Origin of the sequence: Thermosynechococcus sp. QKsg1 (assembly GCF_031586415.1) — a bacterium.
Classification (GTDB): domain Bacteria; phylum Cyanobacteriota; class Cyanobacteriia; order Thermosynechococcales; family Thermosynechococcaceae; genus Thermosynechococcus.
Genome location: NZ_CP134200.1, coordinates 1,170,156 through 1,193,176 on the forward strand (window position 1 = coordinate 1,170,156; position 23,021 = coordinate 1,193,176).

The window sequence follows — 23,021 nt, forward strand, 5'->3', positions numbered from 1 at the left end:
CACTCAGGGTAGAATGGGAATCTTGATCAAACCACCACTGTTCCAGCCTAGTGCGAACGAAGGATATTGGGCGATGTTTTGGACAACTCGGCTATGGCAACGCTGCTGGTCTGCTTGGCTCCACCCTTGGCGGGGGATGGATTGGCTCCTTTTAATTGCCGTATGGCTGATTACGCTGTTGGGGGCAGTGGCCATTCACAGTGCCGAGCTGCACATTGGCGAAAAGGATGGCTTCCAACATCTGGCGATCGCGAGCGTGGGGACGATTTTGCTTTTCCTACTGGCACGGGTGCCGACATCGGTCTTTATCTCAGTCCATTGGTGGGTCTATGGTATCAGTTGTGCCCTTCTACTGGCTGTGAGCTTATTTGGTGTGGAAGCTAACGGTGCCCAAAGTTGGCTGCCCATTGCGGGCTTTAACCTCCAGCCTTCAGAATTTGCCAAAATCTCGATCATCCTCACCCAAGCTGCCCTTCTCCAGCGGGTGCCTGCCAATGGCCTCAGGGGTATTCTACGGGTGTTTGCGGCAACGGTCTTGCCCCTAGGGTTGATTTTATCCGAACCTGATTTGGGGACCTCCCTTGTCTTTGGCGCCATCACCTTGGGCATGCTCTATTGGGCCAATGCCCGTTTGGGCTGGATTGTGCTGATGCTCTCTCCTTTGGTGGCGGCCATTCTCTTTGCCCTACCGCTGCCCTATGCACTCAATCTGGTGCTGTGGTTCCTGTGGACATTAGGGATGGGGGTTGTGGCATGGCAAAACCTGCCCTTGGGGTGGATTGGGGCGATCGGCGGCATTGTTCTGAACCTTTCAGGGGCAGGACTGGGTCAATTGCTGTGGAGTATTCTCAAGGACTACCAAAAAGACCGCCTCTTAATGTTTTTAGATCCCGATAAGGACCCCTTGGGGGCGGGCTATCACCTGATTCAGTCCCGCATTGCCATTGGTGCGGGTGGACTGTGGGGGCGAGGGCTGTTTCACGGCACGCAGACACAATTGGGGTTTATCCCTGAGCAGCACACGGACTTTATTTTCTCCGCCATCGGTGAGGAATTAGGCTTTTGGGGTGGGTTGCTGGTTTTAGGACTGTTTTGGTTGATTGGCCTGCGGCTATTGCAAATTGCCAATAGCGCCCGCAATGATTTTGGCTCGCTCCTAGCCATTGGCCTCTTTGCAATGCTGATGTTCCAAGCGGTGGTCAATATCGGCATGACCATGAACCTATTTCCTGTGACGGGTATTCCCTTGCCCTTCCTCAGCTATGGCCGTTCTGCCCTTTTGGCAACCTATATTGGTTTGGGCTTGGTGCAATCGGTGGCCAATCATCGCCCGCGATCGCGCTACTGAAGTCAAGCACCCTTTGTTAAAATTCATGAAGATTGCCCATAGCAGTGAAATCCCATGAGCGAGTCCCCAGAACCCACGCCCTCCCCTGTCGAGCAGCCCAGTTATGTCAAATTGGCCATGCGGAACATGGTACGCAAGGGGGGCAAATCTCTGACCCATTTTGCCCTCACCAGTATCGGTCTGTTGGCGTTGTTGGTGGGCTTGTCCTACCTCACCCGCTAGTGAGAACACAGCAAAAACAAATGACGGTTACCGTCTATCTAGAACTTCACGATCCTTCCCTGAGCAATGAGGTGGCAGAACTTCCTTGGCAAGTGTGGTTTCGCACGTGGATTGCCATGGTTGAACCAAACCAAGGTAAGGCCTATGAGGTAACACTGCGTTTAACGACGGATGCTGAAATTCAGGTGCTTAATTATCAGTATCGCGATCGCGACACCCCTACGGATGTACTCGCCTTTGCCACCCGTGACTACGGGCTTCCTCTGCCCCCTGCAGAACCAGAGTACCTAGGGGACATTATTATTTCTGGCGACACCGCCCGAAAGCAAGCCAGAGAAGGGGGGTATTCTCTATCCATAGAAGTGACTTGGCTGGCTTGCCATGGCCTCCTCCATCTTTTGGGCTGGGATCATCCCGATGAGACGCAATTGGCGCGCATGCTTGCCCAGCAGGCTGAGTGTCTTAGGGCAGTGGGTCTTGCCCCTCCCTATTCTCCCGATGATCCATAGGAACGAAATCCCAAAGGATGTGCTTAAATGGAAGGCGTTAACAGCCAAATTTTTTGAAAAACTTTTTAAGGTGTATGGAATCCAGCGTCAACACTTAAAGACCAATGTTTGGTGTGATGGGTAACGTTATGACACAAAAAGTTCTTGCCACCTATGCTGAGAAAACATCAGGGATAACCATACTGCGACAGCGCTCCTACCGTGTGGCGCCCTCTTTACTGAATAGTTTCCGTTATGCATGGGCGGGAGTGGTCTATGCCTTTCAAACTCAGCGCAATTTTCGGATTCACACCGCAGTTGGTCTTAGCGCGATCGCCCTCAGTGGTCTGTTAAAACTTCCCCCCGTTGAGGTGGCAGTGATTTTGCTCACGATTGGTGTTGTCATGGGGCTAGAGCTGCTGAATACGGCTCTTGAAGCGGTGGTGGATCTCACCGTTGGTAAGCAATATCATGATCTCGCTCGCATTGCCAAGGATTGTGCCGCTGGTGCGGTTCTGCTCAGCGCGATCGCAGCGGTGGGGGTGGCGATGGCCTTAATTGTGCCGCCCTTGGTTTATCCGATTGTGGGAACGTTGCTATAAACTTGTCATCCAATCAGGAGGGGCTAAACATTAAAGCGGAAGAGCATCACATCCCCCTCCTGCACAACATAATCTTTACCTTCACTGCGGACTAGGCCTTTTTCCTTAGCTACCGTCATGGACTGACAGGCCAGTAGGTCTGTGTAGCTCACCGTCTCAGCGCGAATAAAACCCCGCTCAAAGTCACTGTGAATAACGCCGGCGGCTTGGGGGGCTTTGGCACCCGCTGGAATCGTCCAGGCTCGAGTTTCCTTTGGCCCTGTAGTAAAAAAGGTTTGCAGACCGAGCAACTTGTAGGTTGAGCGAATCAGCGATCGCAAGCCCCCTTCAGTGACCCCCAAGCTAGCAAGATATTCAGCGCGATCGCCCTCGGGCAAATCCACAAGTTCAGCCTCCACCTGAGCAGAGACAATCACCACCTCCGCCCCCTCCTGCTGGGCAATCTCCTGAACCGCCGCTGTCCATTCATTGCCAGTGGCCAAATCCTGCTCAGCCACATTAGCGGCATAGATCACGGGCTTACGGGTGAGCAATCCCAGAAAGCGAATGGCGGCTTCTTCGTCCTCCGTCAGTTGACACAGACGAGCAGGCTGTCCCTCATTGAGCACGCCAAGGAGCTTTTCAAGAGCCGTGAGTTCAATCTGTGCCTCTTTTTGCGATCGCGCTGCCTTACGGGTACGTTCAATCCGTTTTTCAATTTGCGCTAAATCCGCAAGGGCAAGTTCTAAGTTAATGACCGCAATATCCTCGACAGGATTGACGCGACCTGCCACGTGGACAATATCCTCATCTTCAAAGCAGCGCACCACGTGCACAATGGCATCCACCTCGCGAATATTGGCCAAGAACTGGTTGCCCAATCCTTCCCCTTTGCTGGCTCCCTTCACCAAACCCGCAATATCCACAAACTCTACCCGTGTCGGCACGATCTGCGCTGATTGGGAAATTTTTGCCAATACCTCCAGCCGTTCATCGGGGACGGCCACCACACCGACATTGGGTTCAATCGTACAAAACGGAAAATTGGCCGCCTCGGCCTTGGCATTGGCCACAAGGGCATTAAACAGCGTTGATTTGCCCACATTCGGTAGGCCGACAATTCCCGCGCGTAACATCAGACCCTACAACCTCATTCTTAAGGAAAGACTTTTCCCAAACATGACACCCAAAAATGGGAATGTTAATTTTTAATAACACTCCAACTTATCAGAAATTCCAGCCCTAGGCAACTACGGGCACACTCAAAACCGCTGTCAGAGAAGAATCGGCAACAAAAATAAAAGAGGCAACCCTTGATGAGTGCCTCTAAGTGCTCTGTGCCTAAATGGGAGGCTCTAGGGATTCACTGCCCTAGGCATCAAAGTAGAGGGTGAATTCATAGGGGTGAGGACGCAGGGACATGGGAATCACTTCTGTGTCCAGCTTGTACTGAATCCAGTTGAGGATAAAGTCTTCGCTAAAGACACCGCCCGCTGTGAGGAAGCTATGATCCTTTTGCAGGTTTTCCAGAGCCGCCATGAGTGAACCGGGGGTGGAGGGAATTTTGGCCAGTTCTTCGGGGCTGAGGTCATAGATATCAACATCCAAGGGGCTACCCGGATCAATTTGATTCTTGATGCCATCAATCCCTGCACACAGCATCGCCGCAAAGGCAAGGTAGGGGTTACTTGTGGCATCGGGGCAACGAAACTCTAGGCGCTTCGCTTTGGGATTGGGACCAGTGAGAGGAATCCGCACAGAGGCAGAGCGGTTGCCTTGGGAATAGGCAAGGTTCACGGGGGCTTCAAAGCCGGGAACCAGTCGTTTGTAGGAGTTCGTTGTCGGGTTGGTAAAGGCCAACAGCGCTGGGGCGTGTTTGAGAAGACCCCCAATATACCAAAGTGCAATTTGGCTCAAATTGGCGTAGCCCTCACCCCAAAACAGCGGTTGACCATCTTTCCAAATCGACTGGTGAGTGTGCATCCCCGAACCGTTGTCGTTGAAGACGGGCTTGGGCATAAAGGTTGCCACTTTACCGTGCTTGCGGGCAACGTTCTTGACGCAGTACTTATAGGTCATCAGCCAGTCGGCGGCTTGAATGAGGGTGCCAAAGCGAAAGCCCAATTCGCACTGACCTGCTGTGGCCACTTCGTGGTGATGTTTTTCAATGGGCACACCGCACTTGGCCATCGTTAAGAGCATTTCTGTCCGCAGGTCTTGCAGTGTATCCGTCGGCGCAACAGGGAAGTAGCCCTCTTTGCCACGGATTTTGTAGCCAAGGTTGCCCCCTTCTTCTTCGCGGCCAGTGTTCCAAACACCTTCAATACTATCAACGTAGTAGTAGCCAGACTTTTGGTTTTGGTCGTAGCGAACGTCATCGAAAACAAAGAACTCGGCTTCGGGGCCAAAGTAGGCCGTATCACCAATGCCGGTGGCTTTTAGGTACTCAATGGCACGGGTGGCAATGGAGCGCGGGCAGCGATCGTAGAGTTCTCCGGTGCGTGGATCTTTGATGGTGCAAATCATGCTCAGGGTGGGTTCTTTCATGAAGGGGTCTTCCCACGCCGTATCCGGATCCGGCACCATCACCATGTCGGATTCGTTGATCGCTTTCCAACCGCGAATACTGGAGCCGTCGAAGGGCACACCCTCGGTAAATGAACTTTCGTCAATTTGGCTCTTGTGAACCGTCAGGTGTTGCCACGTGCCGGGCATGTCAATAAATTTCAAGTCGATTAGCTCGTACTTGCTGTTGATCAAATTCAAGATTTCTTGGGGCGTTGCCATGTATAGGTTACTCCTTCTGTATTGGGCGCACCGCAGCGACAATCTATGGTAGAAAGTTGCCCCAGTTAATTTTTGTATCGGAGGCTACCAAAATTTCGGTGTTTGCTCCCTAGCGGGAGGTAGCAAGGCGCTGTTTGGGATATAACAGGGGCATGATCAGTAATCCCAAGCCCAGTCCCGCGATCGCCCCAAAGGGAAAGACAATCCAATTGGAATAGCCCCAGACGCCATAGTGTTGCAGTGCCCACTCAAGGGGATAAAACAGCATTAACAACACCGCCACTAAAAAGCCCCCCAGACCATACTGCGGCAGCCAGTACCACTCGCGAGCAGTGGTGGAACGCTCAATCCACCAACGGGTCAAAAGAACCCCCAGAAGGGTGCCATAGCAGCGCATACACACCGCCATTTTCCAAGGGGGAGCGAGCATCAAGCCCATTTCTGGCTGCGGACATACATGATTGCCCATCGTGTAGATAATGTGGGCAATTTTAGGCAAGAAAAGAAAATGACTAGCGGCCAAGAAAGGCGCAAACAAAGGACCTAGAATCAGTGCCGCCAGAATGACATCAGGCCATAGGGGAAAAAGCGATCGCCACCGCACCATTGGATGTTAGAAATGATACAAAATGATAAACAACCCCCTAGAATTTAACAAATTGTTCACAGCAAGGGCAATCAGTGATTGGGCAGAGCGGCGAGATAGAGATGATCCCTCCACACAGGAATGCTGCTTAATCTTGTCCTCAACCACTCTGCTACGTCATTAAGAAGTTTAGGAGGCTAAGGCCGCCTTGGTCACAGTTGTCAGTGAGGCTGTGTTCTTAACCGTCTCTAAGCGCGGTGAATTCCCCATGAGGGAGGCAGCAAAGAGTTGCCGGTACAGTTGCCCCATCTGGAGGGCGATCGCTTCCCAGTTGAAGAGGGCTTGCACCCGCTCGCGGCCATTTTCCCCAAGGGTACGCGCCCAAGCTGGATTAGCCAAGATACGCTGAATGGCCTTGGCCAAGGCGGTGGCATCCTGAGGCGGCACCAGTAGCCCTGTTTCCTCGGGAATCACCGTGAATTGCAGGCCCCCAACCGCAGAGGCAATCACCGGCGTGCCACAGGCCATCGCTTCAATGGCCACCAAGCCAAAGGGTTCATAGTAGCTGGGCACAACGCAGACATTGGCAGCACTGTAGTAAACCGCCAAGCGCTCATGGTCAATTTGCCCGACAAAGGTCACGCGATCGCCCAAGTTGTACTCCTGCACTAATCCTTCAATGCGCCGCCGTTCGGCACCATCACTGCGCTGCGGATCACTCCCCCCCACAAGCAGTAACCGCCCTTGGGGCACTTGAGCCATCGCTGCCACCAGCGTTTCAATCCCTTTGCGGCGATCAAAGCGACCCACATAGAGCACAATCGGCTCATCGGCAGGCAAATTCAGTTGGGCACGGGCATCGGCCACGGGGTAAAAGAGATGCAAATTCGTGCCACAGGGAATCAGACGTGTTTGCCCTGCCTTGGAGACCCAACGCCGTAGGTAGGCTTCCTCTTGGGGGCTAGTCACAATCACACAGTCGGCATTTTCAAGGATGGCTTTTTCCACCATGAGGCGGGTTTCATCCCGTTGGGCTTGCTCTGAGGCCACTTGATATTTCACAACCCCCAAGGAATGGTAGGTGTGCAGCCATTGGAAATTCAACTCCTGACGCAACTGCCAACCCACCCAGCCAGAGAGCCAGTAATTGGTGTGGATCAGGGGATAGCCATATTTGGCATGGTAAGCCTTGAAGGCTTCGACAAACTTCGGCAAGGTCTCAAAGAGTTTCTCACGCGGAATATAGGTCAGAGGGCCTGCCTCGAGGCGAATGGTGCGACAGTGGGGGCTATGTTCAATGACATCGGGGTCATCGGGATGGATTTTGCGGGTAAACATATCCACGTGCCACCCGGCTGCCGCGAGGGCTTCCCCCAATTGCCGTACATAGATATTTTGGCCGCCAGCGGATTCATGGCCGACATCAGCGGCGGGATCCCCATGCACAGAAATCAAGGCAATGGGTTGACGGGCAGGCACCTGCGGTTGGGGCATGGCAAACGCCCGAGGAAGTGTATTTTTTGCTGTACGGGTTGATAATGCTTGCATAAATACACCTTTTGAATAACGGTCAAAGAAACACTTTTGCACAGGGTTCAGGGATACACCTAACTGGCCAGCAGTTCAATCGTCCCCCTACGATGTCCATTATGGACAAAGGTGTCGGCGAGAACGGTATCATAGACTGCTTCATACTCGCTCACCATCCGTTCAACACTGAACCGCTGCCAAACATAGTCTCGACAGGCCATGCGATCCAGTTGCGGCACTTGGGCAACAGCCGCCACACATTCGTCAACGGAGTGACACAGAAAACCGGTTTTGCCGTGCTCAATCACTTCAGGCGCTGCCCCCTTGGCGATCGCTACCACTGGCGTACCGGCTGCCATGGACTCAATCATCACTAGGCCAAAGGGTTCCTGCCACGTAATCGGAAAGAGCATGGCGATCGCTCCACCTAGGAGAGCATTCTTGGTTGGATGATCTGCTTCGCCGATAAATTGGATCAATTCACCATCAATGTGGGGTTCAATCAATTCCTTGAAGTAGTCGCGATCCACCCGATCCACTTTGCCGGCCATCCGCAGGGGGATGCCCACTCGCTTAGCAATTTCAATGGCATGGTGAGGGCCTTTTTCCGGGGAGAGCCGTCCCAAGAAGGCCAAATAGGGTGGATCGCTGGGCTGGGAATAGAAGTGATGGGTTTCCACGGCAATGGCGTTATAGACCGTGGCAATGTAGTTCAAATCCCGTAGTTGCCGCTGGGAATGGGAAATACTGACATAGTTTTGGTTGCGATATTGGCTGAAAATGCGCTCATTATCCGTCGTAAAGCGACCATGGAGCGTGTGAACAACGGGTGTTTTCACCAGACTGGCGTAGGGTAAAGCCGTATAGCCCACATGGGAATGGATGACATCAAATTCATTGGCACGACTAAAGACTTCTCCCAGTTGCAGAGCTTCATAGACGGCATATTCCTGCACATTGGGATCGAGGCGAATGGCGTGGGGATAGGTAGAAACCAATTTGGCTTGGGTAATGGAATCGCCACTGGCAAACAGCGTGACCTCGTGCCCTCGCTTGACTAACTCTTCTGTGAGCAGACTCACCACCAACTCCACACCCCCGTAGGCTGGCGGCGGTACCCGTTCCCACAGGGGAGCGATTTGAGCAATGCGCATACAAGCCTCCTCGAACAATACGGTTGGTCACCGCTGCCTTGATGCTAATCGCGCGATTGACTCAGCAGCATGGCTGCCTCAACGGTACGCAATCTCACTGAAAAAGACCAAGGGGGTAAATCCCTACCTGAAACTTCGGGAATCCGTACTATTATTTGTTATTGTCGCTACATTTTGGCAGTATAAATCAAGATATAATCTTGGGTTTGGCTTGAAGCTTTCGAGATAGAACTCACTTTTTCCAGTGAGAGAAAATGCTCTCGTCTAAACCCCCCACTGATCGCTATTCTATGAGCAGGTGCTGCCCCTTTCACGTTTTCTCAAATTTTAGTCGCAATCGTTCATGGATATTCAACTGATTCAACTCTTTGTTAACGGATTGGCGGTGGGCAGTATTATTGCCCTCGCAGCAGTGGGTTTGACGCTCACATTTGGGATTTTGCGCCTGCCCAATTTTGCCCACGGCGACTTTATGACGGCGGGAGCCTACCTAACGCTGGTGGCTAATGCAACAGGACTGGATATTTGGCTCTCAATGGCGATCGGTGGCTTGGGAACGGCAGGGTTGATGCTCCTGAGTGAGAAGCTCCTGTGGCAGCCGATGCGCGATCGCCGGGCAACTTCCACCACACTGATTATTATTTCCATTGGTCTGTCGTTTCTGCTGCGCAATGCTGTGATTCTCATCTGGGGCAGTGAAAACCAAACCTATCGGCTGCCAGTGATGCCTGCCCTTGATTTTTGGGGCGTGAAAATTATTTACTCGAAGGTGATTGTCATGATTTTGGCGGTGGTGGCGATCGCCACTGTGCATTTGATCCTGCAACGCACCAAGGTGGGCAAAGCCATGCGAGCCGTAGCCGATGATCTCGACTTGGCGCGGGTTTCGGGGATTGATGTCGAGTGGGTGGTGCTGTGTACTTGGCTCTTGGCGGGGGTGCTCACGGGAGTGGCCGGCGGTCTCTATGGCCTGATTACCGCCGTGCGGCCAACGATGGGCTGGTTTTTGATCTTGCCCCTGTTTGCCAGTGTAATTCTCGGTGGCATTGGCAATCCCTATGGGGCGATCGCTGGCGCCCTGATTATTGGCGTGGCTCAGGAGATGAGTACCCTGATGATTCCTTCTGAATACAAGCTGGCCGTTGCCCTAGTGATCATGATGGCGGTGCTTTTAGTACGTCCCCAAGGGCTATTTCGTGGCACGCTCAGTTAGTGTTCTTAGGAGAAGTCCCCTGAACCTTTACACCCTTGAAGCCCTTGTGGCTACCATCAATGCTGCGCCCCAAGACTGGCGCCCTTTGGTGTTTACCAATGGCTGTTTTGACCTGATCCATGCGGGTCATGTCCGCTATCTGGCAGCAGCCCGTGCCCTAGGCAAACGCTTGGTGGTGGGCTTGAATAGCGATCGCTCCGTGGCAACTCTAAAGCCAAAACGGCCAATTATTCCCGAACAGCAGCGGGCAGAGGTGCTTGCTAGTTTACGATCAGTAGATGCGGTGGTGCTATTTAGCGATCGCACTGCCACGAGCCTGATCGAGGTTCTCCAACCGGAGATCTACGTCAAGGGGGGCGATTACCAACTGGAGACCCTACCGGAAGCGGCGGCTGTGCAGCGCTATGGTGGTCGCATTGAACTCATTCAAGTAGAGGTTCCCAGTTCGACAACGGCGATCGTCCAACGCATTTTAGAGTTGCATGGGGAGGAGTCACCGGGCGCATGGTCACCACAGAACCAGCCTTAGCCGATTTACGGGAGCAGTTGTACAACGGCAACGAAAAATCCCAACTGGCCGCCATGAGCACCCTGAGTACGGCAGGCAGTGAAGGCTATCACCTCTTGCAGGAATTCCTCAAAGACAGTGCCACCTTTTCCCCCCCACCCGCCCCTTGGATCCGCGGTCAGGCCTATCGTCTCCTATTCCACAGCCCAGAAGCCTCTGTGCAAGCCTTTTTGCAACAACACTATCCCCAAGGGGTGATCCCGCTGCGCTCCGATCGCGGGGTGGACTATCAGGAACTGGCTGAACTCCTGGTGGCCGAAAAATTTGAAGCCGCTGATCGCCTGACGACGCAAAAGCTCTGTGAACTGGCGGGTCCTTTGGCACAAAAACGCCGCTGGCTCTACTTTACGGAGGTGGAGCAATTCCCGATTGTGGATTTACAAACCATTGATCAATTGTGGCTCGCCTTTTCCTTGGGTCGCTTTGGCTATTCGGTGCAACGGCAACTGTGGCTAGGCTGCGGTCAAAACTGGGATCGGCTGTGGGAGAAAATTGGCTGGCGGCAGGGCAAGCGGTGGCCGCGCTATCCGAATGAATTTATCTGGGACTTGAGTGCCCCGCGCGGACATTTACCCCTGACCAATCAACTGCGGGGCGTACAGGTGATCAACGCCCTGCTCAATCATCCCGCTTGGACAGCCTAGAATGGGGGTAGCAACAAGCGTAGCAGCAGTGGTGAGGTGGCAGCGATGAAAAAGAATATTCAGCGATTCATGGTGGCGATCGCCTTGATTATTGGCATCAGTGGCACAGTCATTCCACCCCAAGTCGTGGCTCAAACCAGTGGCGGCCTATTGACTGCTGAGCAAATGAAAAAACTCAATCTCAGTGTTGAGCAAAAACAGGCCGTACTGCGGCTAACCCTGCGCACCAACGATCGCATCCTCAAGATCCTTGATCGCGACCAGCAGCGCATCTTTCGCAATGCCATCAAACAGGGGAAATCTACCGGTGAAGCCATGGACGCCGTTTCGTTGCGCCCTGATCAAAAGACACAACTCTCGAAGGTGATGCAGGATACCCGCGTCGAAATGCTGACAATTCTCACCCCTGAGCAAGTGAAGCAACTGCAAGGATCTCGCTAGCGTTATGAACGTTTTTGTCCTCTGTACCGGTCGCTGCGGTTCGGTCACGTTTGCCAAAGCTTGCACCTTCATCACCAATTTCAGCAGTGCCCATGAGTCGCGGACATTCCTGCTCGGTGAGGCACGTTTGGCCTACCCCGATCGCCACATTGAATTTGGATAATCCCCTTTCTTAGTTTTTGGGACGACTCGATCAAACCTATGGCGATCGCGCCTACTACGTTCACCTGCGGCGGGATGACCTCAGTGTTGCCCGCAGCTACCGCCAGCGCTATGGCCTCTGGATGATGAAAGCATACCGCGAGGGCATCTTGCTCCACTTGCCAGCCAATGCTGACCCCTTAGAGGTGTGTTTGGACGATTGCCATACGGTGAATAGCAACATTGAACTCTTTCTGCGGGACAAAACCCACAAAATGACGATTGATTTAGCGGACATTCAAACCGCTTTTCCTCAGTTTTGGGAATGGATTGGTGCTGAAGGGGATCTAGAGGCTGCCCCAGGTTGTTTTCAAACAAAGCATAATGCGGCTCACTTTATTCCAGCTACCGCCATTGATAGCCTAGTACGGTCAGTGCGACGGCTCCTACCTCAGCCGCCCATTCAAAACACCTTAAAGTAGAAAATCCTCGGCTGGCTGCTGCGGGACTACAATCGGTAAAACCTGTTCGAGATTGCCATCGGGACGGGCAATAATCTGATGGGAAATGACCTCGTGGCCACTGAGCGATCGCGCTGCTCGAACTGCTGCATTCACGTCCGCCACCTCTCCCCGAATCACCACTGTCCAATAGCCCGCACCAATCCCCTCACAACTGACAAGGGTAACCTGAGCCGCTTTGACCAAGGTATCGGCCACAGCAAGGGCTGCCGGGTACCCCAAGACCTGCACCATGCCCACCGCTTCTGCTGCCATTGCCATTCCCCCTTCCACGTCTCCCATATTTTAGAAAAGGGCTGTGCTTAAGCTAAAGAAAGAGTGACCTAGTTTCCTAAAGGTGGAGTAGATTCGATGCAGACCATAGGGGCGATCGCTGAGCTAGAGGCGGCTCTTGCCAACAATGGCATTTCTGCCCAACAAGCCCTCACCCTTTTGACAGCCGCTCTTCCCTTAGCCGCAAGCAGTGATCCTCAAGAACCATTGCCCCCCCTCCTCAGGGCACTACAAACCGCGAGCGATCGCCTGCGCCAACAACAGGTAGGCGACACCGTGACTTATGTGATCAACCGCAACATCAACTTCACGAATATCTGCGAGCAACACTGTGCTTTCTGTGCCTTTCGTCGCGATGCCACCGCTGCCGATGCCTACTGGCTCGACATTGACACGATCCTGAGCAAAGTGGCTGATGCAGTTGCCCAAGGGGCGACGGAAATCTGTATGCAGGGCGGACTCAATCCAGCCGCTAAAGAATGCGGCTCTAGTTTGCGCTATTACCAATGCCTCGTGCGGGACATTAAAACGGCCTTTCCTGAAATCCATCTCCACGCCTTTTCGCCCCAAGAAATTCAATTCATTGCCCGTGAGGATGGCCTCTCCTATGCCCAAGTGATTGATGTTCTGCATCAGAGTGGGGTGGACTCCATGCCGGGTACTGCCGCTGAGGTGTTAGTAGATCGAGTGCGCTCAAAAATCTGTCCTGAGAAAATGAACACCGCGACATGGCTAGAGATTGTGGAAACCGCCCATCGTTTGGGGGTATGGACGACCAGCACCATGCTCTGCGGCCACATTGAAACCCCAGCCGATCAGGTGGCTCACCTACAACACCTACAGCAACTTCAGCAAAAGGCCTTAGAACACGACTATCCCGCGCAAATTACCGAGTTTATTCTGCTGCCCTACGTGGGGGAACTTGCCCCCAAGGCAATGCGACAATGGGTAGGACACCCGCAACCGCAGTTATTACCCACACTTGTCCTCACGGCAGTGGCGCGGTTGTTTTTAGGGCGATGGATTCCGAACCACCAGCCTAGTTGGGTCAAACTGGGTCTTGAGGGGGCAACCATGGCTCTGAATTGGGGCTGTAATGATTTGGGGGGAACGCTGATGGAAGAACACATTACCTCAGTGGCTGGAGCGCAGGGGGGCACGGGCGTTAGTCCAGCAGATCTGGTGGCCGCAATTTGCTCCTTAGGGCGAACCCCATGTCAGCGCACCACACTTTACCATCCCGTTGGAGAGTTGTGATGACCACGGAATCTCAGCCTTCAGTTCAGTCTCCCCGTCGGTTCCGCCCTTGGCTAGTGGGTGGTGTTGCCGTGGTTATTGTCGGGGCAGCCGCCGCTGCGGGGGTCTTCCTGTGGCAACGGTTTAGTCAACGTCCGATCGCGCCCGGAATGGCGATCGCCCCCAATAGTGCCCTATTGACCCTCACCTTACCCACGGATCCCAAGCCTTGGGAAGCCCTTGCCAAAAGTGGCCTGTTACAAGCCCAACCCTGGTTGAACCCCAGCTATGATCCGCTCTCGCCAGAGGGGGTGAATCTGGCGCAACTGGATTACCTCAAGGATGTGCGCCCCTTTATTGGTGACCAAGCCACAGTGGTCTTGTTGCCCATTACCCCAGAGTCCGTCAGAGAATCGCCGGTGCCGCCCCACGTTTGGATTGTGCCGACCCTAAATGTACCGATGGGGGAGCAACTGCTGCAAAGCGTCATTGGCGAGCCGATCACAGAAATCAACGGCGTGAAAATCTTCAAGGCCAAGGGGATTCTCCCTGACCCCGATAGCGGTGCGATCGCCCTTGTTGCGCATGAGAATCAGGCCTACATCATTTGGAGTCAGCACCAGAGCGCCCTGCAACAAGTCATTGCCACCGCCCAAGCCAACAACGGCATTGGCAGCCAGCCCACCTATCAACAGGCAGTGAAAGGGTTATCGGATCATCGCCCTTTGGTGGAACTCTATTTGAACCTACCCGCCTTTTTAGCCAGTCAGATGGCCGCCCCTGAAGGAAGTCTGCCTGAACCCCCGCGGGAACTGCAAGGGATGGTGCTCACCGCAGACATGACCCCTGAGCAAATCGAATTGGAGGTGGTGACTTGGCGCCCTGAGCAGAATCAAGCCTTGGTCAGTGAAGGTCAAAGCCGTGAACTTAGTCGTCTTGTGCCTGAAACGACCCTTGCTTTTTACGGTACAGGCTCCTTTAAGAATTTATGGCAGAATACCCCCGCCTCAGTGAAAGAGACGATCGCCAGCACGGTTAAAGATCTCACTGGCCTCGATTGGCAACAGGCCTTTGTGCCTTGGATGGATGGCGAATTTGCTGCTGCCTTTGTGCCCGTTCCCGCCCTAGGCAATGCCCCTAGTTTGCTCTTTCTCAGTCAGACCAGTGATCGCCCCCAAGCGAGTCAAACCTTGAGCCAGCTCGATAGCCAAATTCGCGATCGCCTGCGGTGGCAAGTACAACAAACGGCAACAGAACCGCAACCGATCACCACTTGGCGTATTCCCCCAGGTTTGCCGGTGGGGCAGCATGGTTGGCTGAATGACCAGACCCTCTTTTTGGGACTCGGCCCTTTGACGGATATGAGTACCCGCCCTGAGCGCTCCCTTGCCGACTCTCCCCTCTATCGTGCGGTGCTGCCCCAGCCCAAGGACACGCAGTTCTACCTGAATTTGAGTCACCTTGGGTCACTGCAAAATAACTTGCTCTTGCCTGAACTAGCACCTGAAGTGGCGCGATCGCTCCAACCCTTTGCTGCTCTAGGCATCACCAGTCAGGTGCGGGATAATCGGTTTACCCACTACATCGCTCGAATCCGCCTAAAACCCCTCTCACCACCGTAGGTTCAGCCAAAACTGGGGGAACCCTAAAACTAGACGCAGATTTGCTACTGAAGGACGTGACTGAATTACTGTGGAACCAGATGCTCTACTGAAACAATATGGCGTGGGCGATCGCGACTTTGCGGGGGTACGGTTGCGCCGCGCTAACCTGAGTCGGTATATTTTGACGGGCATTGACCTTTCCCGTGCCGATCTCACCGATGCTGCCCTACAAAGTACCAACCTGCAAGGGGCTGATTTGCGGGGAGCCATTCTTACGGGCGTCAATCTCAGTCAGGCGGATTTGCGGGGGGCGGATCTGCGGGGTGTGATTTTAATTAGCGCCGATCTGCGCTGGGTGTCGTTGCGCAAGGCCAACCTAACGGGGGCGGATCTCAGCCGTGCCAACCTTGCCAATGCCGACCTCAGTGAAGCCAACCTCACCGGTGCCCAACTGAGTGAAGCCATTTTGCGGGATGCCAACCTGACGCTCACGGATCTCACCCTTGCTGAGCTAGAACGTGCCAACCTCACCCGTGCCAACTTAACGGAAGCCTACCTGCGGGGCGCTGATTTGGCAGATGCCGTCTTGCGAGAAAGTCAACTGGTGCAGGCCAATTTACGCGGTGCCAATCTCAGTGCCACCAATTTGTACCAAGCCAATTTAGAGCGAGCCGTCCTGATTGGAGCCAATCTGCGCCGTGCTCACCTTGAGGAAGCTTATCTGCGGGAAGTGGCCTTCAAAGAAGCCAACTTGCGCCATGCCTGTTTGGACAAAGCCAACCTTGTGGGTGCCGATTTACGGGGAGTGAGCCTTGCCCAAGCACTGTTGCGGGGCGCCAATCTCAGCTCTGCCATTCTCATTGGGGCGAATTTAATGGGAGCCAATCTCAGTGGTGCCGATCTGCGGGGAGCCAATCTCATTGAAGCGATTCTTACCGGTGCCAGCCTCAATGGCGTTGATCTCAGTGCTGTGGATATGAGCGAGGCGATTTTGCCGGATGGCTATCTCTCGGAATAGCCTCAAGGGAAGACCGCTGCTGGTGTAGATTAGAAGATCGGTGATTTTGAGACAGGCATGGCAACCACGTATCGCATTGCTGTTTTGGCCGGGGATGGTATTGGTCCAGAAATTACGGCTGTTGCCCTCGATGTGTTACAGGCGATCGCCCCTCGCTTTGAATTGGCCTTTGACTTTATTCCTGCCCTTGTGGGCGGCTCTGCCATTGATGCTGTGGGGGAACCCTTGCCAGCAGCAACGCTGGAAACCTGTCGGCAAAGTGATGCCGTGCTTTTAGCCGCCATTGGCGGAACGCAGTGGGATAGCTTACCCCGTCATCTGCGCCCGGAGACGGGATTACTTGCCCTTCGCGCTGGTCTGGGTTTATTTGCTAACTTACGCCCCGCCAAGATTTTTCCGCAACTGCTCCATGCCTCGTCCCTCAAGCCGGAAGTGATTGCCGGCGTGGATCTCATGGTGGTGCGCGAACTGACTGGCGGCATTTACTTTGGTCAACCGCGCGGTATTTTCACCACGGAAACGGGTGAGCAGCGGGGGGTGAATACGATGGCCTACACCGCCACGGAAATTGACCGCATTGGCCGCGTGGCCTTTGAAACGGCTCGCAAACGGCAGGGCAAACTCTGCTCCGTGGATAAAGCCAATGTCCTTGAAGTCTCCCAACTGTGGCGCGATCGCCTGACTGCGCTTAGCGCTGAATATCCCGATGTGGAACTCACCCACCTCTATGTGGACAATGCCGCAATGCAACTGGTGCGCGCCCCGAAACAGTTTGACACGATTGTCACCAGTAACTTATTTGGTGATATTCTCTCCGATATTGCTGCCATGCTCACCGGCAGTATTGGTATGCTTCCCTCCGCCAGCCTAGGGGAATCCGGGCCGGGTCTGTTTGAACCGGTTCATGGCTCGGCGCCCGACATTGCCGGCCAAGACAAAGCGAATCCCTTGGCAATGGTGCTCAGTGCGGCCATGATGCTGCGTTATGGCCTCAACCAACCAGCAGCAGCGCAAGCGATCGAAGAAGCGATTACTGCTGTTTTAGATCAAGGCTACCGCACTGGCGATTTAATGGCTGAGGGCTGTACGCGGGTGGGCTGTCGCGAAATGGGCAACCTCTTGATTAAAGAATTATCCCAATAGGCTCCTACTCCTCTGCTAGTAATCTTCAACTACTAACCCCTAGCTATTGCTCCCCTCACATTTCCCACCTTCTTTGATTGGCGAGTGCCTCTGCTAGGATGTTAAGAGCTTTTGGTGCTCTTGGTAATGCGAAGATTATCCCAACTGGAGAGGCTTGTTGAGCCTTTTCTCTGGTATTTCCGTCTTTTTGTCATTATTCCCGTCATTTTTAGCCTACTCAGTACCTTTGCTCTATTTATTCTCGGCAGTCATGAAATTCTTTTAGGGCTAGGCATCCAATTTCGCAATTATGGCGATTCCACAATTTATATCAAAACCCTTGGCTACATCATCACGGGTATTGATTTGTATTTAATTGGCATTATTTTGTTGCTGTTTGCCCTCGGTATCTATGAACTGTTTATTTCTAAAATTGATGCGGGTCTGGCTCGCGATCGCGCCACTGATGTTTCCCTGATGCAGGCTCAAAGTTTAGATCAGCTTAAGGATAAACTGCTAAAAACAATCGTCATGGCTCTGGTGGTGACTTTCTTTAAGCAACTGATTGCCTTCAATGTCAAAACGCCCCTTGACTTACTATATCTGGCCACCGCAATTCTGATTATTGCCATCAGCACCTACTTGATGTACCGCGTCAGTTCAGAAGCCCATCACTAGATGCTTAGGGTCTCCAAGAAATGGTGTTTCTAAGTAGCATGAATCTGCGCCAACAGGGCATCCACCTGCTCAATACTCAGGGGTTGCGAGAAATAATAGCCCTGGGCATAGTCACAGCCCAGTTCCCGCAGTCGCGTCACTTGATAGGGATGCTCCACCCCTTCAGCAATCACTTCGAGTTCCAATCCCTTGGCAAGGCTGACAATGGCATCAATCACAAGGGGTTTTTGCTCGGTTTCAGTGATCAGCTTCACAAAGCTGCGATCTATTTTGAGGATGTCAATGGGAAGATTGGTCAAGTAGCACAGGGAAGAATAACCCGTGCCAAAGTCATCGAGGCTGAGCTTGATGTCTTGAGCCTTGAGTTTAAGTAAGATGTCGCGCACCTGATCGGGCTGATCAATGCCTACACTTTCGGTCATTTCGAGGTGCAGGCAATGGGGGGGAATCTGGGTCTGTTCCAAGGCCGCCAACACCTGTTCGGCTAGGGCAGGGTGCATCAGTTGCCGATTCGATAAATTCACATTCACAGACAACTGACACTGGGGAAATTGCTCGTGCCAGTGCTGAAGATCGCGGCAAGCCCGCCAGATCACCCAATCGCCAATAGGCAAAATGAGTCCCGTTTCCTCAGCAAGGGGAATGAAGCGATCGGGCAGTAATAAACCTTGGGTGGGATGTTGCCAGCGAATCAGGGCTTCAAAACCGTAGAGACGATTATCACTAAGACGATAGATGGGCTGATAAAAGAGGGTAAATTCATCCCGCTCAATAGCTTGGCGCAAGCCGACTTCAAGAGAAAGGCGATCGCGCGCCATCAAATGCATTTCTTCACTAAAGACTTGATAGCGATTGCCCCCCGCCAACTTGGCACGATACATGGCAATATCGGCATTGCGCAAGTAGTTTTCTGCTTTTTCAATGTGGGACGATCGCGTGGCCACGCCGATACTCACCCGCAGCGTAATTGGTTGATCTTTGACCATAAAGGGTTTATCGAGTTCACAGCGAATGCGATCGCACACCCCCAAAGCATCGTTGTTGTCACGAATATCATCCAGCAAAATCACAAACTCATCGCTGCCAATGCGAGCAACCGTGTCATCGGGGCGGACAATGCGGCTGAGGCGATTGGCCAATTCAATCAAAATCAAGTCACCACAAGTGTGGCCAAGGCTGTCGTTAATGACCTTGAACCGATCAATGTCAATGAACAAAATGGCAAATTTATAGTCGGGACGACGACGACCATGGCGAGCCGCCTGTTCAATGCGATCAAAAAGCAGCGTGCGATTGGCTAGCCCCGTCAGCGGGTCATGGAGGGGATCGTGGAGCAACTGCCTCTCTGCAAAGTAATGCTCAGTCAAGTCGGTTAAAGAACCGGCAAAGCGTATGGCATTGCCATGGGTATCCCGCAGCACCAGCCCCCGTGCCAAAGCCCAACGATAGGAACCATTGCGATGCTGAATGCGGAACTCCTGATGGAAATGGGGCGTTTGACCGCGCACATGGAGCATTAAATTCAATTTGACCCGCTCGACATCTTGGGGGTGTATCCGCTTGAGCCAATCGTCAATGTGGTTGCCAATTTCGTGATCCTGATAGCCCAGAATGGCTTTCCAGCGGGAGGAAAAAAAGGCCTCATTGGTGGTCAAGTCCCAGTCCCAGATGCCATCGTTGATGGCACGGGTGAGCAGGGCGTAGCGATCGCTGGTTTCCAGCAACGCTGCTTGGGTCAACTTTATATCGGTGATGTTGTAGCCGCAGATCAACCCTGCCCCATTGGGAAAGCGCACAAAGGCCCAGATCATCTCTCGGACTTGGCCATCCGCCCCATGGATAGGCACTTCTTGCCAACCGCTAGGAGTATGAACCATCCAATAACGAACTTGCCGCTGGGTCTCTGGATCGGGAAAACACTGGCTCAAAAAATCCCGCGAGAGCAAGTCCCCCGTATCCCAGCCCAACTGGGTCGTCACCTCTTGGTTAATGGAGTAAATCTGCCCTTCATTGTCATAGAACAGGATCAGCAGAGGTAAACGGGCACAAACACTCCGCAGCAGCTCATAGGGATCCGCGCTTGCTGGAAAATCAAAACCATAGCCCGCCTGCCCACCCATGATTGGATGACCAAATTGAGGAAATAAAAAGGAGGAATTGTGCTCCATAATCCTATCCTAGCTTTGGCGTTTGGAAAATAACAGGTGAAGCCAGCCAATGGCACTAGAAAGACCCCTTCCCCTTGGGGCCTCCTTCGACATCATTCGTTGCAAACCTCGCAGATTTTTGTATGTTGTAACCTGACTGGTTAAGCAATATCTAATTGTTGCCCCACCTCTGGTGAGGTATATTTTAATCCCAAGATCCAGAAAATTTGCTGCACAATTGCCTCACATTGCTCAGCAGACAGCAGCTCTTTTTTCTGATGTAAAAGAAGTAGCCGACTCAACTGTTCGGTAGCGGTTGCCAACTCTTCAGCCTCGGGATAAAGACTTTCCAATACAGCGCCCAGATCCGCTTCTGCCGTAGCCACCTGTGCTGCCCCTTCAGCAATCACAGGCTTGAGCATTGGTTCATATTGGCGCAGTAGACGCCGTAGGTAATAAACCTGGGAAATGGATAGGTGCAGCATAATTACTTAGCGCTTGCTTTGCTAAGGGAACAATAGAAAAATTAGAAAAATTTTGGCTTCATTCAAAAGCTACCACGCGCTTCGGGGAAAAGGGGTTGCTTGGGCTACACTATCCTAGGGAATGTTCTAAATTTTTCTTTAATTTCTTGCTGCTTTTTATTGATTAATCTTTATATTTTAACATTTTTTATAGTCAATCCCTAGGGTCTCCTAGGCTTTTTTGCGGCCATTGAGGGGTCGTTGCAACGAAACTCTTTTCAGAACGATAACGGCAAGGCGGTTGGTTTTTTCAGCCTAGTGCCCAAAAAAGCCCACAATCACCAGCGGAATAAAGAGGCTTAGGGCAGCAATGAGGAGTAAATTTTCTGGCTCGACGTTAATGATCGTGGGTTGATTACGTTTCTTTTGGGGGTTTGGATCGGTCATGGCAGGATACCCGATGGATACCCCTAGCCTAACAAACGCTGTCGCAGCCCTTGCGAATGTTAATCGCTCGAAAGAATCGGCTATGATACTCTCAGGTGCCTAAATAAGCGGGGATCCCTATGCAGTGTCCCTATTGCCACCATACGGATAGTCGGGTTCTAGAGTCTCGATCGGCAGAGGGGGGGCAAAGTATTCGGCGGCGTCGAGAGTGCCTCCAATGTAGCCGTCGCTTCACCACCTATGAGCGGATTGAGTACGTTCCCATTACGGTCATTAAACGCAATGGCGATCGCGAGTCCTTTGATCGCTCCAAATTGCTACGGGGGATCATGACCGCCTGTGGCAAAACCAACATTCCCCAACAAAAAATTGAAGCCCTCGTAGATGATATTGAGGCGGATTTGCAGTTGCGATCGCGCCGCGAAGTCACTAGCGCCGAATTGGGGGAAGCGGCACTCCAGCGGCTGCGTCATCTTAGCGAAGTGGCCTATGTCCGTTTTGCCTCGGTCTATCGTCAGTTCCAAGGGATTAGTGATTTTGTTGCGGAATTAGCCCATCTCCAAGAGACCCCTGCCTCTCCAGAGTTGGTGACGCTCTCCCAGTCCTAGAGGGATTTCATGGGTAGATCGGCATTCATCGTGTCAATGAGCCGTTGCTCCTCATCATTGATCTGGGCAATGTAGTGGTCAAAAATTTGCGCTAAACGGGGTTCATAGAAGCGGTGCAGGCTGTAGTTGGGAGTGGCCGGAAAGCCTCGCCGTTTTTTATGGCGTCCGCCAGCACCGGGATCAAAGCGCTGAATGCCGTTGGCGATCGCCCATTCAATGGGTTCGTAGTAACAGGCATTGAAGTGCAGGCAATCAATCTCCTGGGCACTGCCCCAATAGCGACCGTAGAGATTGGCTCCCTTGGTAATACAAAAGGACATGGCAATGGGACGCTGCGCGCCACTCCTAGGATAGGCAGCAAAAAGAACGACTCGATGGCGATAGCGATCGCTGAGGGCTTCAAAAAACTGCCGTGTTAGATACTTGCTGCCCCACCAGCCAAATTTGTCGCAGGTATCGGCATAGAAATCGTACATTTGGCGCAATAGGCTGCGGCTGACCTCATCCCCCCGATGAACCCGAAACGTGAGATCCGCTTGAGCCACGGCCTTGCGTTCGCGCTTGATGTTGCGGCGTTGATTGGCATTGAAGTCCGCGAGATAGTCGTCGAAGGTCTGATAGTTGCGATTTTGCCAGATGTAACTGTGGTGGAGCCACGCACGATAACCGTAGGCTTCGACAGCGGGCTGCCATTGGGGATCGACGTAGAGAAAGTGACAACTGGAAAAGCGGTGGCGCTGGCAGAGGCGATCAATTTCATGGAGCATCACTTTGGTCATTCTGACCTCATCCACCCCCTCGGCCATGAGAAAGCGATAGCCCACCGCCGGCGTAAAGGGCGCCATCCCCAGCAGCTTCGGATAATAGCGAATGCCCAACCGCGCCGCCAGCTCTGCCCATTGGTGATCAAAGACAAATTCCCCTTGACTGTGGCCTTTGACATAGAGGGGAGCGGCAGCGACCAGTTCCCGCTGACCTTGGCGATCGCGCCAAACCAAGAGATGATGGGGGAGCCAACCGGTTTGCAGCGTTGCACTGCCAGAGGCTTCAATTTGGTGCAGCCATTCCCATTCAAAGAAGGGGGTTTCTAGGGGCAACGCAAGAGCATCCCACTGGTCTTGGGGAACGCTGGCGATCGCATTCACCCACTGAATCGTTAGCTCCGGTGCCAGTGCCGCTGCAAACTCTGCCATACCCCTC

At 53.0% G+C, this 23,021-nt stretch carries 26 protein-coding genes; 16 read left to right on the forward strand and 10 right to left on the reverse strand.

All coding sequences use genetic code 11. The features are described from left to right. Positions 1-73 precede the first annotated feature (73 nt). The 4 genes from rodA (at position 74) to RHP47_RS05895 (ending at position 2,660) form a co-directional block, all read left to right on the forward strand. Positions 74-1,348, forward strand: coding sequence for a rod shape-determining protein RodA (gene rodA / locus RHP47_RS05880; RefSeq protein WP_310841294.1), 1,275 nt, complete (start codon positions 74-76; stop codon positions 1,346-1,348). Positions 1,349-1,402: 54 nt separating this feature from the next. After that, on the forward strand, positions 1,403-1,570 hold the full coding sequence (locus RHP47_RS05885; RefSeq protein WP_149819048.1) for a DUF3285 domain-containing protein: 168 nt from the start codon (positions 1,403-1,405) through the stop codon (positions 1,568-1,570). 20 nt (positions 1,571-1,590) lie between these two features. Next, positions 1,591-2,079 (forward strand): rRNA maturation RNase YbeY, encoded by a 489-nt coding sequence (gene ybeY, locus RHP47_RS05890; protein WP_286627029.1) that lies wholly within the window; start codon positions 1,591-1,593, stop codon positions 2,077-2,079. Positions 2,080-2,207: 128 nt separating this feature from the next. Beyond that, positions 2,208-2,660: a diacylglycerol kinase family protein gene (locus RHP47_RS05895; protein WP_286627031.1), complete on the forward strand. Its 453-nt coding sequence runs from the start codon at positions 2,208-2,210 to the stop codon at positions 2,658-2,660. A 23-nt stretch (positions 2,661-2,683) separates the two neighbouring features. Here RHP47_RS05895 and ychF read toward each other — a convergent pair whose 3' ends face one another. From ychF to RHP47_RS05920, 5 genes are all read right to left on the reverse strand, one after another. Continuing rightward, positions 2,684-3,775: a redox-regulated ATPase YchF gene (ychF, locus tag RHP47_RS05900; RefSeq protein ID WP_310841296.1), complete on the reverse strand. Its 1,092-nt coding sequence runs from the start codon at positions 3,773-3,775 to the stop codon at positions 2,684-2,686. Between the two features lie 235 nt (positions 3,776-4,010). Beyond that, complete coding sequence (glnA, locus tag RHP47_RS05905; RefSeq protein WP_310841298.1) at positions 4,011-5,426, reverse strand: type I glutamate--ammonia ligase; 1,416 nt, start codon at positions 5,424-5,426, stop codon at positions 4,011-4,013. 109 nt (positions 5,427-5,535) lie between these two features. After that, positions 5,536-6,033 carry a DUF2085 domain-containing protein gene (locus RHP47_RS05910; RefSeq protein ID WP_149819059.1) on the reverse strand — a complete coding sequence of 166 codons (498 nt, stop codon included), beginning with the start codon at positions 6,031-6,033 and terminating at the stop codon, positions 5,536-5,538. 168 nt (positions 6,034-6,201) lie between these two features. Continuing rightward, positions 6,202-7,560 (reverse strand): glycosyltransferase family 1 protein, encoded by a 1,359-nt coding sequence (locus RHP47_RS05915; RefSeq protein ID WP_149819061.1) that lies wholly within the window; start codon positions 7,558-7,560, stop codon positions 6,202-6,204. 59 nt (positions 7,561-7,619) lie between these two features. After that, complete coding sequence (locus RHP47_RS05920) at positions 7,620-8,696, reverse strand: glycosyltransferase family 4 protein (RefSeq protein ID WP_149819063.1); 1,077 nt, start codon at positions 8,694-8,696, stop codon at positions 7,620-7,622. A 343-nt stretch (positions 8,697-9,039) separates the two neighbouring features. Here RHP47_RS05920 and RHP47_RS05925 point away from each other — a divergent pair, with 343 nt between their 5' ends. From RHP47_RS05925 to RHP47_RS05950, 6 genes are read left to right on the forward strand one after another with little or no spacing between them, the layout of a single operon-like run. After that, positions 9,040-9,909, forward strand: coding sequence for a branched-chain amino acid ABC transporter permease (locus RHP47_RS05925; protein ID WP_149819065.1), 870 nt, complete (start codon positions 9,040-9,042; stop codon positions 9,907-9,909). Further along, a complete protein-coding gene (rfaE2, locus tag RHP47_RS05930) occupies positions 9,893-10,438 on the forward strand; it encodes a D-glycero-beta-D-manno-heptose 1-phosphate adenylyltransferase (protein WP_149819067.1) in 546 nt (181 codons plus the stop codon). Before RHP47_RS05925 ends, rfaE2 begins: the two co-directional genes overlap by 17 nt. Then, entirely contained in the window at positions 10,414-11,121 is a 708-nt protein-coding gene (locus tag RHP47_RS05935) for a GUN4 domain-containing protein (protein ID WP_286669057.1), read from the forward strand. The genes rfaE2 and RHP47_RS05935 overlap by 25 nt, the downstream gene beginning before the upstream one ends. A 45-nt stretch (positions 11,122-11,166) precedes the next feature. Then, entirely contained in the window at positions 11,167-11,562 is a 396-nt protein-coding gene (locus RHP47_RS05940) for a Spy/CpxP family protein refolding chaperone (protein ID WP_190278259.1), read from the forward strand. Between the two features lie 4 nt (positions 11,563-11,566). Beyond that, positions 11,567-11,725, forward strand: coding sequence for a hypothetical protein (locus RHP47_RS05945; protein ID WP_190278260.1), 159 nt, complete (start codon positions 11,567-11,569; stop codon positions 11,723-11,725). Between the two features lie 16 nt (positions 11,726-11,741). Further along, entirely contained in the window at positions 11,742-12,185 is a 444-nt protein-coding gene (locus RHP47_RS05950) for a hypothetical protein (RefSeq protein WP_190278261.1), read from the forward strand. Here the strand turns inward: RHP47_RS05950 and RHP47_RS05955 are convergent. After that, positions 12,177-12,479, reverse strand: a complete 303-nt coding sequence (locus RHP47_RS05955) for a carbon dioxide-concentrating mechanism protein CcmK (protein WP_286669095.1) — start codon at positions 12,477-12,479, stop codon at positions 12,177-12,179. The genes RHP47_RS05950 and RHP47_RS05955 overlap by 9 nt on opposite strands. 96 nt (positions 12,480-12,575) lie before the next feature. Between RHP47_RS05955 and cofH the strand changes: the two genes are divergently transcribed. The 5 genes from cofH (at position 12,576) to RHP47_RS05980 (ending at position 18,155) form a co-directional block, all read left to right on the forward strand. Then, positions 12,576-13,754, forward strand: coding sequence for a 7,8-didemethyl-8-hydroxy-5-deazariboflavin synthase subunit CofH (gene cofH, locus RHP47_RS05960; RefSeq protein WP_310841300.1), 1,179 nt, complete (start codon positions 12,576-12,578; stop codon positions 13,752-13,754). Beyond that, positions 13,754-15,355, forward strand: coding sequence for a DUF3352 domain-containing protein (locus tag RHP47_RS05965; protein WP_302680008.1), 1,602 nt, complete (start codon positions 13,754-13,756; stop codon positions 15,353-15,355). Before cofH ends, RHP47_RS05965 begins: the two co-directional genes overlap by 1 nt. Before the next feature lie 70 nt (positions 15,356-15,425). Beyond that, positions 15,426-16,355 carry a pentapeptide repeat-containing protein gene (locus RHP47_RS05970; RefSeq protein WP_310841302.1) on the forward strand — a complete coding sequence of 310 codons (930 nt, stop codon included), beginning with the start codon at positions 15,426-15,428 and terminating at the stop codon, positions 16,353-16,355. Between the two features lie 57 nt (positions 16,356-16,412). Further along, positions 16,413-17,498, forward strand: a complete 1,086-nt coding sequence (gene leuB / locus RHP47_RS05975; RefSeq protein WP_310841303.1) for a 3-isopropylmalate dehydrogenase — start codon at positions 16,413-16,415, stop codon at positions 17,496-17,498. 126 nt (positions 17,499-17,624) lie between these two features. Next, complete coding sequence (locus RHP47_RS05980) at positions 17,625-18,155, forward strand: YqhA family protein (RefSeq protein WP_149819084.1); 531 nt, start codon at positions 17,625-17,627, stop codon at positions 18,153-18,155. A 29-nt stretch (positions 18,156-18,184) separates the two neighbouring features. Here RHP47_RS05980 and RHP47_RS05985 read toward each other — a convergent pair whose 3' ends face one another. The 3 genes from RHP47_RS05985 to RHP47_RS05995 form a co-directional block, all read right to left on the reverse strand. Then, a complete protein-coding gene (locus tag RHP47_RS05985) occupies positions 18,185-20,323 on the reverse strand; it encodes an EAL domain-containing protein (protein WP_310841304.1) in 2,139 nt (712 codons plus the stop codon). Positions 20,324-20,463: 140 nt separating this feature from the next. Next, positions 20,464-20,787: a hypothetical protein gene (locus RHP47_RS05990; protein WP_310841306.1), complete on the reverse strand. Its 324-nt coding sequence runs from the start codon at positions 20,785-20,787 to the stop codon at positions 20,464-20,466. A 294-nt stretch (positions 20,788-21,081) separates the two neighbouring features. Beyond that, positions 21,082-21,213, reverse strand: a complete 132-nt coding sequence (locus RHP47_RS05995) for a hypothetical protein (protein ID WP_310841308.1) — start codon at positions 21,211-21,213, stop codon at positions 21,082-21,084. A gap of 119 nt (positions 21,214-21,332) precedes the next feature. On the opposite strand from RHP47_RS05995, the gene nrdR reads away from it, so the two are divergent. Further along, positions 21,333-21,821, forward strand: coding sequence for a transcriptional regulator NrdR (gene nrdR, locus RHP47_RS06000; protein WP_149819090.1), 489 nt, complete (start codon positions 21,333-21,335; stop codon positions 21,819-21,821). Here the strand turns inward: nrdR and RHP47_RS06005 are convergent. Further along, positions 21,818-23,014: a GNAT family N-acetyltransferase gene (locus RHP47_RS06005; protein ID WP_149819092.1), complete on the reverse strand. Its 1,197-nt coding sequence runs from the start codon at positions 23,012-23,014 to the stop codon at positions 21,818-21,820. The two genes, nrdR and RHP47_RS06005, sit on opposite strands and share 4 nt — an antisense overlap. Positions 23,015-23,021: the final 7 nt, after the last annotated feature.